The 14,084-nt window shown below is 63.8% G+C and carries 19 protein-coding genes; 12 read left to right on the forward strand and 7 right to left on the reverse strand.

All coding sequences use genetic code 11. From position 1 onward, the window contains the following. Positions 1–19: 19 nt before the first annotated feature. On the reverse strand, positions 20–1,057 hold the full coding sequence (locus tag F7R11_RS20355; RefSeq protein ID WP_064808334.1) for a bifunctional nicotinamide-nucleotide adenylyltransferase/Nudix hydroxylase: 1,038 nt from the start codon (positions 1,055–1,057) through the stop codon (positions 20–22). Between the two features lie 155 nt (positions 1,058–1,212). Between F7R11_RS20355 and F7R11_RS20360 the strand changes: the two genes are divergently transcribed. Further along, positions 1,213–1,818: a hypothetical protein gene (locus F7R11_RS20360; protein ID WP_104577570.1), complete on the forward strand. Its 606-nt coding sequence runs from the start codon at positions 1,213–1,215 to the stop codon at positions 1,816–1,818. 28 nt (positions 1,819–1,846) lie between these two features. On the opposite strand, the gene F7R11_RS20365 is transcribed toward F7R11_RS20360, so the two are convergent. Next, the gene (locus F7R11_RS20365; RefSeq protein ID WP_064808327.1) at positions 1,847–2,434 is read right to left on the reverse strand and encodes a chorismate mutase; all 588 of its coding nucleotides are present in this window, start codon (positions 2,432–2,434) and stop codon (positions 1,847–1,849) included. Between the two features lie 191 nt (positions 2,435–2,625). Here F7R11_RS20365 and F7R11_RS20370 point away from each other — a divergent pair, with 191 nt between their 5' ends. The 5 genes from F7R11_RS20370 to F7R11_RS20390 all read left to right on the forward strand — a co-directional run bounded on the left by F7R11_RS20370 (position 2,626) and on the right by F7R11_RS20390 (position 6,508). After that, positions 2,626–2,976, forward strand: coding sequence for a hypothetical protein (locus tag F7R11_RS20370; RefSeq protein ID WP_021193329.1), 351 nt, complete (start codon positions 2,626–2,628; stop codon positions 2,974–2,976). 76 nt (positions 2,977–3,052) lie between these two features. Continuing rightward, positions 3,053–3,493 carry a GFA family protein gene (locus F7R11_RS20375; RefSeq protein ID WP_261312637.1) on the forward strand — a complete coding sequence of 147 codons (441 nt, stop codon included), beginning with the start codon at positions 3,053–3,055 and terminating at the stop codon, positions 3,491–3,493. Between the two features lie 307 nt (positions 3,494–3,800). Next, complete coding sequence (locus F7R11_RS20380) at positions 3,801–4,583, forward strand: ABC transporter substrate-binding protein (protein ID WP_064808325.1); 783 nt, start codon at positions 3,801–3,803, stop codon at positions 4,581–4,583. 36 nt (positions 4,584–4,619) lie between these two features. Beyond that, positions 4,620–5,168: an RNA 2'-phosphotransferase gene (locus tag F7R11_RS20385; protein ID WP_197495054.1), complete on the forward strand. Its 549-nt coding sequence runs from the start codon at positions 4,620–4,622 to the stop codon at positions 5,166–5,168. A 167-nt stretch (positions 5,169–5,335) separates the two neighbouring features. Further along, positions 5,336–6,508: a GGDEF domain-containing protein gene (locus tag F7R11_RS20390; RefSeq protein ID WP_064808321.1), complete on the forward strand. Its 1,173-nt coding sequence runs from the start codon at positions 5,336–5,338 to the stop codon at positions 6,506–6,508. Between the two features lie 24 nt (positions 6,509–6,532). On the opposite strand, the gene F7R11_RS20395 is transcribed toward F7R11_RS20390, so the two are convergent. Beyond that, complete coding sequence (locus F7R11_RS20395) at positions 6,533–7,201, reverse strand: site-2 protease family protein (RefSeq protein WP_064808318.1); 669 nt, start codon at positions 7,199–7,201, stop codon at positions 6,533–6,535. 30 nt (positions 7,202–7,231) lie between these two features. After that, positions 7,232–8,407: a hypothetical protein gene (locus tag F7R11_RS20400; RefSeq protein WP_064808316.1), complete on the reverse strand. Its 1,176-nt coding sequence runs from the start codon at positions 8,405–8,407 to the stop codon at positions 7,232–7,234. Positions 8,408–8,612: 205 nt separating this feature from the next. Between F7R11_RS20400 and F7R11_RS20405 the strand changes: the two genes are divergently transcribed. Continuing rightward, entirely contained in the window at positions 8,613–9,170 is a 558-nt protein-coding gene (locus F7R11_RS20405; RefSeq protein WP_021193335.1) for a dihydrofolate reductase family protein, read from the forward strand. A gap of 1 nt (position 9,171) precedes the next feature. Continuing rightward, on the forward strand, positions 9,172–9,744 hold the full coding sequence (locus F7R11_RS20410) for a DUF2059 domain-containing protein (protein WP_249042862.1): 573 nt from the start codon (positions 9,172–9,174) through the stop codon (positions 9,742–9,744). A 36-nt stretch (positions 9,745–9,780) separates the two neighbouring features. Here the strand turns inward: F7R11_RS20410 and F7R11_RS20415 are convergent, their stop codons facing one another. Further along, positions 9,781–10,164, reverse strand: coding sequence for a VOC family protein (locus F7R11_RS20415; protein ID WP_048934908.1), 384 nt, complete (start codon positions 10,162–10,164; stop codon positions 9,781–9,783). Between the two features lie 182 nt (positions 10,165–10,346). Here F7R11_RS20415 and F7R11_RS20420 point away from each other — a divergent pair, with 182 nt between their 5' ends. Genes F7R11_RS20420 through F7R11_RS20430 form a run of 3 tightly spaced genes read left to right on the forward strand, consistent with a single transcriptional unit; the run spans position 10,347 to position 11,510 of the window. Beyond that, complete coding sequence (locus F7R11_RS20420; RefSeq protein ID WP_064809095.1) at positions 10,347–10,805, forward strand: GNAT family N-acetyltransferase; 459 nt, start codon at positions 10,347–10,349, stop codon at positions 10,803–10,805. A 25-nt stretch (positions 10,806–10,830) separates the two neighbouring features. After that, positions 10,831–11,094: a DUF2164 domain-containing protein gene (locus F7R11_RS20425; protein ID WP_021193339.1), complete on the forward strand. Its 264-nt coding sequence runs from the start codon at positions 10,831–10,833 to the stop codon at positions 11,092–11,094. Positions 11,095–11,135: 41 nt separating this feature from the next. Beyond that, a complete protein-coding gene (locus F7R11_RS20430) occupies positions 11,136–11,510 on the forward strand; it encodes a 2OG-Fe(II) oxygenase (protein ID WP_064808314.1) in 375 nt (124 codons plus the stop codon). 5 nt (positions 11,511–11,515) lie between these two features. On the opposite strand, the gene F7R11_RS20435 is transcribed toward F7R11_RS20430, so the two are convergent. Further along, the gene (locus F7R11_RS20435) at positions 11,516–12,229 is read right to left on the reverse strand and encodes a tetratricopeptide repeat protein (protein ID WP_064808312.1); all 714 of its coding nucleotides are present in this window, start codon (positions 12,227–12,229) and stop codon (positions 11,516–11,518) included. Positions 12,230–12,387: 158 nt separating this feature from the next. Here F7R11_RS20435 and F7R11_RS20440 point away from each other — a divergent pair, with 158 nt between their 5' ends. Continuing rightward, positions 12,388–13,062, forward strand: a complete 675-nt coding sequence (locus F7R11_RS20440; RefSeq protein WP_064808310.1) for a Crp/Fnr family transcriptional regulator — start codon at positions 12,388–12,390, stop codon at positions 13,060–13,062. Between the two features lie 7 nt (positions 13,063–13,069). On the opposite strand, the gene F7R11_RS20445 is transcribed toward F7R11_RS20440, so the two are convergent. Further along, entirely contained in the window at positions 13,070–14,083 is a 1,014-nt protein-coding gene (locus F7R11_RS20445; protein ID WP_064808308.1) for a 2-dehydropantoate 2-reductase, read from the reverse strand. Between the last annotated feature and the right edge of the window lies 1 nt (position 14,084).

The following is a 14,084-nucleotide window of genomic DNA, read 5'->3' on the forward strand; positions in this document are numbered from 1 at the left end:
GAAACTGGTGAGGTAAGCGTTAGAGCTTGCCGAGGAAGTGGTAGGCGATGTCGAAGTGGTCCTCAAACATGACGCTGCGCATGCGCGCGAAGTCGTTCAGCGGGACCCAGCGCGCCTTGTCGGCATCGTCGCCGCCCTTGACGCGCGGTAGCCCACCCACGGGAAAGCTGAACAGGAACGCGTGCGTGATCGTCCGCCCGCGCAGCGAGCGCTGCGGGTGATCAAACACCTGCCGGTCTTTCAACGAGCCACGCAGCACGGGCTCGGGCAGCTTGAGCCCGGTCTCTTCGCGCAACTCGCGCAGGCATGCGGCCTCCAGCCGTTCCTCCTGGTTGACGAAGCCACCCGGCAATGCCCACAGGCCACGCCCGGGCTCGCTGCGCCGGCGGACCAGCAGCAGGTGGCCGGAATGCACGACCACCGCATCGACGGTGACGAAGGTGACCGGATACGGCGCTGCCGACCAGGCCTTCTTGTAGCCGGCAATGAATTCCGCTTCCGCCTTCAGTTGCGCGAACGCCGGCTGGTTGCGGAAGCTCTCCATCCACTCGAACACCGGTGCGGGCACAGCCCACGACACGAAGCTGTTGCTGCGCTCGGCCAGGAACTGCTCGCGGATCTCGGTGGCGGAAATGTCTTCGGTGCTGTCGACTTCCACCAGCTCCCACTGCGGAAACATGCGGAGGTAGTACGAAGTGCCGTCCTTCTCGTGGCCGATGATGCCGATCTTGCGGCCCGCGGTGTCGCCCAGTTCGGCGGCCACGGCGTCCTGTACCCAGCGGACCCAGTCGCCGTCGTTGTAGGTCGAGTCCTGTACCGGCGCGAAGCGCACACGGGTGCGGGACGCCGCGTCCAGCGCAGAGGCAATCATCTGCCGGCGCTCGTCGAACGAGAACGGGTCTTTGATGGTGCGGGGTTTGTCGGTCGAGCCGATCAGGACGCAAACCGTATCGGCAAGGCTCAATGCCCGGCGCAGTACGTCAAGGTGTCCACGGTGCATCGGCTGGAAACGGCCGATGAAGACAAGCGCATCGAAGCGCTTTGCATTGGTGCTCATGAGGCTCCCTCAAGAGATTGGCGGTGTTGGGTCTGTCCCGTAACCGTGAATAAATACTACGCGCCGCCCCCGTTGAGCGTCAAATGAAAATCTCGTAAAAATGCGCACTGTGCAACGGCATTCGACCCGTTGCCGGACCGTTGAACCAAGACAACATGCCTGCCCTTACCAATGTCATCCCGAACGAAACCTGGCAACTCGCGTTGGAGTTTGAAGGGCAGGAGATTCGCCTGTTCGACGCATCGATCGCCCGGGCAGAGATGAATTGGCCCGAGCTTGCCTATCCGCACAAGCTCAAGAACCTGACCTTTGACGCGCGGCAGGTGTGCTGGCCTGGCGATCGCGTTCTCGATGCGGCCTATCTCTATGAGAAGTCCAAGCCGATTGAAGGCTGGGCCCTGCAGCGCCAGGTGCTCCGGCTTGGCGACAAGAACCAGGCACCGACCTCGCAGCATGCGTCGCATCACGTCTACGGCGTGTGGCTCTGCCCGTTCAGGGAGCGGGCGTTCGAGCTTGGCGAATCCATTGGCGGCGGGCACGCCGATACGGGCGGGTCGTCAGGGTTCAGCCTTGCCGGGCTGCGAGCCTCGCAGGGCTGGCAGCATCACTTCGATCTGTCGGACTGTGCCTGGGCTGTGCCGATGGTGGAGGCGGCCAGTGACCAGGCGACGTTGCTGAACGCGCTGGTCAGAGAGGTCTGTCGCCGCGCGGGCATGCTGAAGGCCCACGCAGGACGTCGCACTTCAGGTCGGCCGGTTTGATCAGTCACCGCGCTGACATATCCGTCGCTCAGGATTTGACGCAAAGCCGCGCGGTGGCGCGATCCAGCGCAATGCGATGCAGCGTATCGAGCGATTTCTCGCGGGCAACGCGGCCGATTTCCTGTGCGATCTGCAGTGCGCAATCCGCCTGGCTGCGGGCTGGTGCAGCGTCACGCAGGCTTTGCAGGATCGACGTCTGCAGTGTGTCCAGGCGCGGCCGGATGTCGCCGGACAGGCTTTGCCGCGGCGTGGTGGTTGCCGCGCCGGCCCTGCGCCAGTCGTTGAGCAGGGCGTATTGCACTTCCTTGTTGGCTTCGATCTGGTCGGCAAAGACATTGGCCACGTCCGTCGCGTTCAACCCGAAGGTGGGCGCGATGCCTGAAACGTTGGCGATGACCTTGGCCTCCCGTTCCGGATCGTAGACCGATTGACCGCTGTCCCACTTGCTCAGGGCCACCTGATCGGCGGTGACCAGGCGATCCGCCAGATGGCGCAGCAGCGGCGCGAAGGTGCTTTCCTGCGCAGTCACCGGCGTTGCACAACCCGCCACGAGACACAAGGTGCAGGTGAGCAGCGCGGTCTTGAGCATGACGGATGGCTTGAGGGTGAGGTTCATGGCGGGCGTTGGCAGATTGCCGGAAGTCTGGGAGGGTTGGCAGCCGTCATGATACCGATGCAGCCCGGCATCCGGAGCGCGCCCACGTTGCGTTTGCACGTGATGTTCTCCACAAACCCAGGTATCATGCGGACTACGCGCCGTGTATGTCTGCAAAGCCAGCGGCGGCGCGGTTAGCTGAGCCTACGACGATGGATTTTTACCCCGATCTGGAAGGTTTGCCGCTGTTCGCCAAACCCGCATTCGGCTGGGAGGATTCGGTGTCGGCAGCGCCCGCCGACCCCCCCTCCGCCAAACCCCGCCGCCCGCGCCAATGGCGCGGCCCGATCACGCATTGGGAACGCGGCTACCGCTCTCACTACTATCGCGACAAGCGCGGCAAGAAGCTCGGTGAAATCCACCTGAGCCCGCGTGGCGATGCGCCGCTCGTCTACCGCTGGCTGGCGGGCACGCTGTCGGGCATCGAAGGGTCGCTCTCGCATGCGCGCATGCGCGTGGAAGAGGCAATCGGGTTTGGCATGCGGCAGATGGCGCTGTTCTAAGCGGCGCAGCGTTACCAGCGGGCCTGAGCGGGCGCTCGTAGAATGCGCACCAGCATTCCAGCTCTGGAGCTCAGGTTTGACAGCAATCCCCGATACCCTGCAATGCATCTGTGGCCGCGTGCAACTGCGCATTGCCGGCGCGCCCGCTGCCCGCGCCAATTGCCACTGCAACGCCTGTCGTGATTTCTACGGCACGCCGGTACTCTCCGCCACCGCGTGGGACCCAGCCAACGTTACCGTTGAACATGGCGCCGGCGAGCTCATCGCCTTCCAGCACCCCACACGCCAACTCAAGCGCCACTTCTGCCGCCATTGCGGAGAGACCCTGTTCGGCAACAATCGCCTGGGCATGGCGGTGATCCCGAACAGTCTCTTCGCGCGCGCCGCGCAGAACGGTTTGCCTGACGCATTGGCGCCGACCATGCATCTGTTTTACCGGCACCGCGTGGTGGATGTGGCGGATGCATTGCCCAAGTATCTGGACGGGTGGGACGGCCCGACTTACGAGGTGGCATAACCCGATGCCGAACGCTGTGCCGCCGCCCCTGACCCCCTTGGGCGATGGACCGGGTCTTCCCCGATACCGCCGAGGGCATTCCCCGCGCCCTCGCGCGTGGTGCGACGCTGCTATGGGCCAACACCGTGCTGTTTCCGGTCACTCATTCTCGACAGCAAGCCGGTGCGTGGGCGTGGCAGCCAGGGCGTCGGTAGACTGACCAAGATGGGTTTGCCGGTCTGCGTCTGGTTGACGGCACCTTCGGTCGCACACGCAACGCCATCCCATCTCCACGATCTCGAACATCCTCATCCCTAGCCTACACACCATGTCCATCGACTCGACGCTGCCGACCTTGCGTTCGGCTTTGGCACCCACAGGTGCACTGCGCGCTTCCATCAACACGGGCAACCCGATCCTGGCGGGGCTGGATGCGCAGGGGCAGGCCGTTGGCGTGTCCGTTGATCTGGCTCGGGCGCTGGCTGAACGCCTGGGGGTTGCGTTAAAGCTGGTCTTGGTGGATGCCGCCGGCAAGTCGGTCGATGTGGTGTCGCAGGAACAGGCGGACGTTGGTTTCTTTGCCATCGACCCGCGCCGCGCAGCGAGCATTTCCTTTACCGAACCATATGTGCTGATCGAGGGCTACTACCTCGTGCGCAACGACTCGCCCATCCGCAGCAACGCCGACGTGGACCGCGCCGGCAACCGCGTAGTCGTCGGCAAGGGCAGCGCGTACGACCTGTTCCTCACGCGTGAATTGCAGAATGCGGAGATCGTGCGCGCGCCCACCTCACCCACGGTGGTGCAGACCTTTCTCGACACGCATGCCGAGGTGGCGGCGGGCGTCAAGCAACAGCTCGAAGCCGATGCCGCCAATGTGCCGGGCGTGCGATTGCTGAGCGAGCGCTTCATGGTTATCCGCCAGGCGATGGGCGTGCCGACCAGGCGCGGGGCGCAGGCCGCAGCGTATGTCGCGGGGTTTGTGGAGGACATGAAGGCGTCGGGGTTCGTTGCGCAGGCATTGCAGCGGCACGGGGTGACCGGTGTCACTGTGGCGCCGGCCACCAAGCATCCGGGCGCGATCGTTTCGCAGCTTTCTGGCCACGCCTGATGGTCGTCTGCCCCACGGGGTGAGAACATCGGACTGATGAACCCATCCGAACTCAAATCCCTCAGTAAATTTCTCAGCCTGATCCTGCGCCACGAGCCCGAGCACATCGGGTTGGCGCTTGACGATGCTGGGTGGGCCGGCACCGACTCCTTGCTGGAGAAGGCCGCCGCGTCAGGTCGCCCGATGACGCGCGAGCAGCTCGAAACCGTGGTCGAAACCAGCGACAAGAAACGCTTTGCAATCAGCGAAGATGGCCTGCGCATTCGCGCCAATCAAGGCCATTCGATCGATGTGGACCTCGGCCTGCGGCCCGCGGCGCCGCCCGAGGTGCTGTACCACGGCACGGCAACGCGGTTTCTGGAGTCCATCCTTGCCACTGGCCTGGACAAGCGCCAGCGCCACCATGTGCACTTGACGACCGATCCTTCCACTGCCCGATTGGTCGGCCAGCGCTATGGGGTTGTGGTGGTGCTGACAGTGGACGCCGCGCGCATGCATGCCGAGGGGCACACGTTCTTCCGCTCAGAGAACGGTGTGTGGCTGACCGACGTGGTGCCGGCACGCTATCTTTCTGCCGGCATCTGAGTTGCGGTACGCGCAGATCTTTCATCTGCCCACACACGGGCTCGCTTAACTTGAGTACTGGATGTAGACAAGTTGGCGGGAGTTCGTGCCCCTCCACCCGGTGATGCCCGCAAAACCGCCCCTCACGTAGAATCCACCGCCACAGTAGACCCAGCGGGAGGGTGCCCATGCTAGATCCAGGTGTCGCCATCGCCACGTCTGCACTGATGAGCTTTGTGCTCTTGGTGCTGCTGGGCTCGCTGCTGCGCGCAGGCAAGCCTGGTGTGGCCGAATGGTTTGGCGCCAACCTTGCCGTGGTGCTGGCGTTGCCGATGCTCCTGCTGCGCGGAACGATTCCCGATGCGCTGTCTGTTGTTGTGGCCAACGTGCTGCTTGCGCTGGCGGGTGCGGCCTACTACGCGGGCTGTGCACGCTTTCTTGGGCGCCGGCCGCATTGGCCGATGCTGCTGGCGGGCGTGACGGCGGTGGGCGTTGCCGTCATCTACTGGCGCTATGCCGTCGACAGCATCCCGATGCGGGTGTTTTCGACCACGCTGTTCTCGGCCGCTTTTTGCTCGGCGCTGGCATGGATGCTCGTACGGTATCCGCCAGCGGGTCGTCCGGCGTATCCGTATCGGGTGACGGCCGTCATCGCCTTTATCTTTGGTGCGTGCCAGCTTGCGCGCGGCATCTATTTCCTGACGCTGGATACCGCTTCCAGTCCCACCATGTTCTCCACAGCCGTCAGTGTGTTGCTGCTGGTGGTTGCGGCGGCCATCATGCCGATCCTGTCGATGTCGGCCATGTTGATGATGCACGACGCGCTGCTGGCCGATGCGCGAGAGGCTGCCAACCGCGATTTTCTGACCGGCGCGCTGTCGCGCAAGGGCTTCGAAACCTTGGCGCGTCGCTACGTGGATCGCCTGCAGTTACAGGCCCGGCCGCTCTCGTTGCTGATCCTGGATCTGGATCATTTCAAGCGCGTCAACGACACGTTCGGCCATGCAGGTGGCGATGCGGTGCTGCGTGCCTTCGTGCAGATGGTGCAGGCACAGTTGCGGCCGACCGACGTGCTGGGGCGCATTGGCGGTGAGGAGTTCGCGCTGCTGCTGCCTGAAACGAGCCTTGACAGCGCCCTGCTGCTCGCAGAGCGTTTGCGCAAGGCCGCGGCCGCGCAGATGGTGGCGATCGGATCACAGGCACATCACTACAGCCTGAGCGGCGGCGTGGCCAGCTGGCAAGCCGGTGAATCTTTCGACCGCCTGAGCGTGCGCGCAGACCGCGCGCTGTACGACGCCAAGCACCAGGGGCGCAACAGGATCTGCGCTGCCGATGTCAGCAGCGCTGCCAGTGTGGCCTAGCCCGCCCGGTCAGCAGTCAAAGTTCTATTGCGATGGGTTCAGGACGTACACCATCAGCGCGCCGACCCAGGACAGCCCCAACGCCAAATAGGCCAGCACCAGAATGTGCGTCAGTCGCGCGGGCCAGATCCTGCCCAACCCAAGCCTGCGCCCGATGAAGGTCAGCGCTTGACCGCCATTGGTGGCAGGAAGCGGCAACAGGTTGAACGCTGCAAACTTGGCGGCTACATACCCCAGCAGCGCCGTGAACGGCAACTGCAAGATCGCCTGATGCGCTTGAGCGAGCAGGGTCTGCGCGTCGCCGACGGGTGATAGCGCACCAAGCACGATCTGCGCAAAGCCGTTGATGAAGGCCGGTGGTGCTTCAAGCCGTAGCAGCACGAGTGCAACGAGCAACAGCGTGACCGTGCCCGACAGCGATAGCGCCAGTTGCATCCACAGCGGCTGCGTATCCAACGCGCCGAGCAGGTCATCTTCGGTCAGCCCGTCTTCACCAAGGTCTTTGAAGCGGACATGGCCGCCGACCGGCAGCAGGCGAACGCGCAGACGACCCAACCGGAACAACTGCGGCCCGAAGCCAAGCGACATCTCCCGCACCGGAATCCGGAGCGCCGTGCCCACCGCGGCAAATGTCGTCAGATGGAGCAGTGTGCAGAGCGCGAGGGCGACGATAAATGCGAGGCTGGCGGGCATTGCTGAAGTGTTGTGAGTCGAGCGGTTGGATCAGTGCATCGCGGCTGGTGTGCCCAGACGGGGCGCCCAGTCTTCTGAAGGCTCGCGCTCGACCAGTGCACACACGCATGCACCCAGGTCAATGTCGAGATGCGTTTGCGCCGCGGCAGCACCGGCGTCGGCACGGTCGGCGTGCCGCACGAATGCGGAAAACGGCTCCCATGTGCGCGAGAGGTAGTCCACCAGAACGCGGGCCAGTTCATAGGACAGCAGGTTGCCGTCGTCGGTGCGCATGAACGCATCGCCAGACCAGAACTCCTGCATCTTCTGCGCTTCCCAGAAGCGCAGGTGCATGGCGTGGATCTGCTGAGGTGTGTACTGCGTTCTTGTTCCGCCCGCCAACCGGCGCTCACTGTTGACAGCAATGCCTTCATCCAGCCAGCGCGGCAGCTTCAGATACGAGAGCGCACTGTGCGTGAGTTCGTGCGCGATGGTCGGTTCAATGGCCGACAGGTGATCGCGCTTGACGACAAAGTGTGGGCAACCCGCATCGATGAACATGCCGCCGCTGAAGGCGAACTCCCCATCTTCGGGGTAGTAGATGCTGACGTACTGGTAGTACCAGTCCTCATCGTCGAGCACCAGCAGGATGCTCTTCTCGCCCTGCGCGAATCGTGCAAGATCACCCAGCAGGCGCCCGATGCGTTTGCGCGTGGTCTCGACATAATTGGCTGTTGCACGCGCAACGGCCTCTTCCAGCGAAGACAGTACAAAAGCGTGTTCGGTCTCGAACAGCCAGACGTTCGGGCCGAGCGTATCGCGCAAATGCAGCAACCACGCGCGCTGGGCCTGCGTGCGGGTTTCACGTCGCGCAGGTTCCGCTTCGATGGCATTGAGCCACTTGCCAACAGCGGTCCAGTCCAGTAACGGAAAGCCGTTGACGTGGCCGATATGCTCTTCCAGCGCCAGACTGGCCACGCCCGGCGCGGAGAGCGACTGTGCCGGTGCCGGCGCATCGACGCCGGCGGTGGGAGCGGCGGCTTGTTGCGCCATCGCGCGCTCATACGACCGGATCTGTGCGCAGACAATGAACGCGCAGAGAAACGGCGTGATCCAGACCACCGTGATGTAAAGACCTTTGTGGTCGAAGTCTTTCGCGCGCAGGATCCGGCGCGTTGTCCAGGCATTGACAGCGATCCAGCAGAGCAGGCCGATCAGGAATGGCATGGTGGTGGTGTGGTTGGATTAAGAGCGCGTGCCGCGCAACGCTAGCACTGTGCCTGTGCGTACACAGCGACCAGGAAGAGGGGTATGTGGCCGAGGTGCAACGTGCAGCCCAAGCTGGGTCACGCGCCGGCATTCTAGGGGCGTAAGCGGGTGCTCACCCGCATCGCATAGCATTTCTTTCCCAAAACCAACAAGAGCGCACGCCATGTCCAAGACCCAGTATTACGCCGCCACCAGTCTTGACGGCTTCATCGCGACGACGGATCACTCGCTGGATTGGCTGATGCAGTTCGGCTCGCTGGACGGCACGAGCTACGACGGTTTCATTCGCGATGTGGGTGCGTTGGCGATGGGTGCATCCACCTATGAATGGCTGCTGCGCGAACTGGTCAAGCCCGGCACCGCGCAGGCCGCCCCTTGGCCGTATGCGCAGCCCGCGTGGGTGTTCACTTCACGCAAGCTGCCGGCGGTGGAGGGTGCGGATGTCCGCTTCGTGCAGGGTGACGTGGCGCCGGTGCATCAACAGATGCGCGCAGGGGCCAACGGCAAGAACGTGTGGATTGTCGGTGGCGGAGAGCTGGCCGGGCAGTTTCTCGACCGTGGCCTGCTCGACGAGTTGATCGTGCAGATCATGCCGGTGGTGCTGGGCAACGGGTTGCCGCTCTTGCCGCGTGCGGTGGTGACGCCGGCATTGAAGCTGACATCGGCCACGCCTTATAAGGACACGTTCGTGGAGGTGCGCTACGAGGTGGTGCGCGAGTAGTGTGTGGTCCAACGTAGAATCGCCAGACAAAAAACAACATCAGGGGGGCAAAGTGGTGCGCAACTGGATCGCGATTGTCGTCGGCGTTGTGCTGTCGACATCTGCGCTGGCGGATAGCCGTGCAGAGAAAGTGCAGAAACTGATGGAAGCCCAGGGGTTGGTGAAAATGTTTGATCAGTCGCTGGCGAGTGGTCGTGAGTACGGTCGCAAGCAGGCAGATCAGATGATGACGCAGATGCTCAGTGGCCTGAATCCCGATGCGACCTATCGCAAGCGCTTTCAGGAAGTGATGGACACGTTCATGAGCGACTTGCAACCGCCTTGGGGCGCCAAGGAGTACGTCCAAACCTGGGGGCAGGTGTTCGGTGCAAAGTTCACCGATGCGGAGTTGGACCAGCTGATCGCGTTCTATTCATCGCCGCTTGGCCAGAAGGAGGTTGTGGCATCGCGTGACGCGATGCCCGCGTTTGCGCAGGTGTTCCGTGAACGCTACAAGCCAATCCAGGAGCGGGCAACCGCCCAGTTTGTTGAGCGTATGAAGCTGATCGCCAAGGAATGCCGCTGTAATCGCTAACGTGAGAAGGCCGCCGCCCAATGGATCGGGCGGCCCTCACGACCCCAGGTCATATGGCCGCGTCATGATCTCCAGAAAGTGCCCGTCCGGGTCATCAAAGTACAGACCGCGGCCGCCATTGTGCGCATAGGTCTCGCCAAGCCGCTTCTTGGCGGGGTCCGCCCAGTACGCAAGCCCTTTTTCCTGGATGCGCGCGAATGCGCGGTCGAATTCGGCATCGCTGATGAGGAAGGCGTAGTGCTGCGCGGCGATTGGCGCGTCGCTGTCAAAGAAGTCGAGCGAGACGCCATTGGACAGCGGTACGACCAGCATCTGCCCAAAGGGGATCGGCTCGGGAAGGTCGAGGATGTCGCGCAGGAAGCGGGTGGACTGTTGCTTGTCGCGGCACCAGACGATGGTGTGGTTCAGCTCGACGCGCATGCTGTGTCTCCCGTGCGGTGAGGCGGCCCGTGCACTTGCTGGCGGGCCGCCGTGGTCCCGCCTTAAAGATAGACGATGGATCGATGCATTCGGCGGCGTAACGCGCATGCCGGCCAGCGCACAGAAAGGCTTAGACTGGCGGCCAAAGCGCATTGCCGCTGTCGATCACGTTCGCATCGTCTATGGAATCCATTCTCTTTCGCACAGCGCGCCTGGCCGATGTTCCGGCCATCGTTGCCCTGCTGGCTGACGACGCGTTGGGTGCTCAGCGCGAGTCTCTCGGGCCGACGCTCGACGCATGCTATGTGGCAGCGTTCGACGCTATTGCAGCCGATACCAATCAACAGCTGGTGGTGGCCGTGCAGGGCGATACGGTGGTCGGTACGCTGCAGTTGTCGTTCATCCCGGGCATGGCGCGGCGTGGTGCGTGGCGCGGGCAGATCGAGGCGGTACGTATTGCGGCGCCGCTGCGCGGTAGCGGCCTCGGGCACCGCATGTTCGAATGGGCGATCGACACCTGTCGTGCGCGTGGGTGCCAGCTCGTGCAGCTCACCACCGACAAGACCCGCAGCGACGCACATCGCTTTTACGAAAGCCTGGGCTTCGTGGCAAGCCACGAGGGCTACAAGCTGACGCTCTGAAGCCTGCCCATTCTCAGGAGCCCCCATGCCGATCGAGCTTGACCGCGATACCCGCGAAGAGGCGATTCAATCCATCCAGCGCTACTTCACCGACCACCTGGAAGAGCGCATCGGCAACATCCAGGCTGGCGCATTGCTGAGTTTCTTCATCGAAGAGATCGGCCCGGTGGTCTACAACCTCGCCGTACGGGATGTACAGGAGCGCCTGCAGACGCGCGTGGCCGAACTCGACTACGAGTGCCACGAAGCGCCGTTCACGTATTGGTCGAAGGTTGGCAAGCGGCGGTAGTTCCCGGCTAACATGCGCGGGTTCAGCGACCCGTGGCTCTCATGTCTTCCTTGCGCCAGTTTCTTCAAACCGCTTTTCGTTGGCAACGTGGCCGCCAGGGTACGGGCTACGACAAGATGCTGCTGGCCACAGCCATGTGGCCAATCCCGTTTGACAGCTATCTGATCCGCTACCCGGAAGGGTCGGAAATCCCGCCGCATACCGACCCCGTATCCAATGGGCGGCACTATCGGCTGAACGTCGTGTTGAAGTCGCCGCGCGCGGGTGGCGAGTTCATCTGCGCCAACCCGATCTTCCAGACACGGCGCATCAAGCTGTTCCGCCCCGATGCGTGTGAGCACAGCGTGACGCGCGTGGTGGGCGGCAGCCGGTATGTGTTCTCGGTGGGGTGGGTGCTGGGGCGCCGGCCAGAGTAATCCGCTTACGGGTTGCCTGCCTTGGCGCGTTGCGCCTGCACGTAGCGCAACTCTGCTGCCGCGCGACCATCCTTGGGGTCCAGCTCCAGGCACTTGCGGTACAGCGCTTCGGCTTCGTCCAGCCGGTTCTGTTCGACATACACGTACGCCGTGCCACGCCAGGCGCGCCCGATCTCGCTGTTCTTGATCTGCGGCGGGGAAAACTCGCGCGCATCGCGTGCGGCGGCGTCGAAGCTGGCGAGTGCCTGCGGCCAGTTCTTCTCGCGCTGGTAGAGGTTGCCCATTTCTGCACGGAACTGCGCGTTGTGCGGTGCCATGTCGATGGCACGCTGCAGGATCGTCTTGGCCTCATCTGCGCGATTCAACTCAACCAGGGCGTAGGCCTTGAGGTAGTACGCATAGGCCCAGTTGGACGACACCACTTTGGCGCTTGTCTTGGCGTTGGCCGCTTCCGCCAGGTACAACAGCGATTCCACCTGGCTGCGGGCGCTATAGAGCCGGGCCGTTTCGTCGCGATACGCGTTTTCGTAGAAGGCCGCCACCTTGTCGAAATCGTCGATGGCTTCGGCTTGCCGGCTCGCTTTGGCAAGCTGTGCGCCTTCCTGCAACAGCTGAGCGTTGCGGGTGTCGTCTGCGTTGGCGGCGGGCGGGTTCTGCGCCCAGACGGACACGCTTGCGAGCAGCGCGGCAACGGCAACCAGAACACGTGGATACGGCATGGCCCCTCCCATTGAAATGTCGAGCGACGTTAGCAGAACGTGCCGGATGCCGGTGCGCCCGGAAGTGGGGTATGTCGGTGGACTGCAACGCACAACCGCTTTGCCAATAGGCAGGCATTGCAGGTAGTCTCGTGCCAGCGCATTCACTGCCGCCGCCCATGCAAGTCTTTTCCACCAACCCCTGGTTCCAGAGCCTTCCGCAACAAGCGGCAGAGGCGCTGCTGGAAGCCGCCACGACCGTGCCGGTTGCCGCCGGTGCATTCCTCTTCCGTCAGGGCGATCCGGTGGATGCCGGTACCAACGCGTTCTTTGGTGTCGCCAGCGGCGTGCTCAAGCTGTCGATCTTCAACGCGGAGGGCGACGAGGCGATTCTTGCGCTGGTTGAGCCCGGCAACTGGTTTGGCGGGGTATCGACGTTGGATCAGCAACCGCGCGGCCACTGTGCGATTGCGCTGGAAGAGACCGAGGTGCTCGCCGTCAGTGCCGAGCGCTTCGAGGCGTTGATGCGCGATGCCGCGTTTGCGGCCGCCATCGCGCGGCTGGTGGCGATGCGTTTGCGCTTGGCCTATGGCTCGCTGGCGAGCGCCGCGCTGCACGGTACGCGCGCACGCGTGGCACGGCGGATTGCCATGCTGGCGCACGGCGATGTATCGCAATCGGCGCAAGGGCGCGCCACCATCAATACCTCGCAGGACGCGCTGGCCATGATGCTGGGCATCAGCCGGCAGACGCTCAGCAAGGAGCTGCAAGCGCTGGTGAAGCTGGGTGCCATCCGCCTGCGCTACGGGCACATCGAGATTCAAGACATGCCGCTGCTGCTGAGCGCAAGCTGAATCGCGTTCAGGTGGCCGAGCGCAGCGCCGCGAGCAGATCGTTGCCCGACCAGTTCGGGCGTGTGGCGGCGGTTTCTGCAGCATGCACCAGCGCGCAAAGCTGCGCGTTGACCGGCGCACGCTGCCCAAGCCGATCAGCCAGGCGTACGACCTCGCCGTTGATCCAGTCGACTTCGGTGGTGCGGCCGGCGGCCAGATCGTCGGACATGGACGAGCGCGCGAGCGGGTCGATCGCGAGCATCTTGCCGCCCAATCGCGTGAATATGGCATCGGGCGTGGCCAGCAGGCGCGGAATCCACGCGGGTGGTACGGGGGTGAGCTTGGCGGGCTGGATGCCTGCGCGCACCAGCAGCCGCATCGCCTCGGTTTGCGCGAGTGCCAGACAGCGCCGGTAAGCGCGCTGCGACAGTTCTTCCTTCAATGGCCGATTGGCAAGCGCATTGATGGCGTTGTTCAGGTTGAGCAGCAGCTTGGCCCATTGCACCGATGCCATGTCCGCACGCTCAACCAGCGGCAGACCGGCACGCTGGAACGTATCGAGGAAGGTGCCCAATGCCGGCGATGCAGCGACCTCCAGCTCACCCGCTGTGCCCTGATGAAAGGCGCCCGGCCCGGGCTGCATCACATTGAAGGGCACCATGCCCGCCAGCACCGTCTGCTGCGGCAGCGCGGCGCGGAGCACGTCGGCATTGCCCAGTCCGTTCTGGAAGCTGACCACCACCGTGCCGGGGCGCAGCAGCGGCTTTAGCTCGTCCGCCACGGAAGCGGTTGCGGCTGACTTGACTGTGACCAGCACCAGATCCGCCGTGGCGGCTACGTCGGGCTCGGTCACGTAGTCCACGTCGGCGGCGTGCACCTGCCAGTGGCCACCACGGTAGTCCGTCAACGTCAGGCCATGCGTGCGCAGTTCATCGCCAATGCGTGCACGCCCGACCAGTGTTACGTCAGCGCCCGCGGCCAGCAGCCGGCCCCCCAGATAGCAGCCGATCGAACCGGCTCCCACGATGCAGATCTTCGCCATG

Source organism: Ralstonia insidiosa (genome assembly GCF_008801405.1).
GTDB lineage: Bacteria > Pseudomonadota > Gammaproteobacteria > Burkholderiales > Burkholderiaceae > Ralstonia > Ralstonia insidiosa.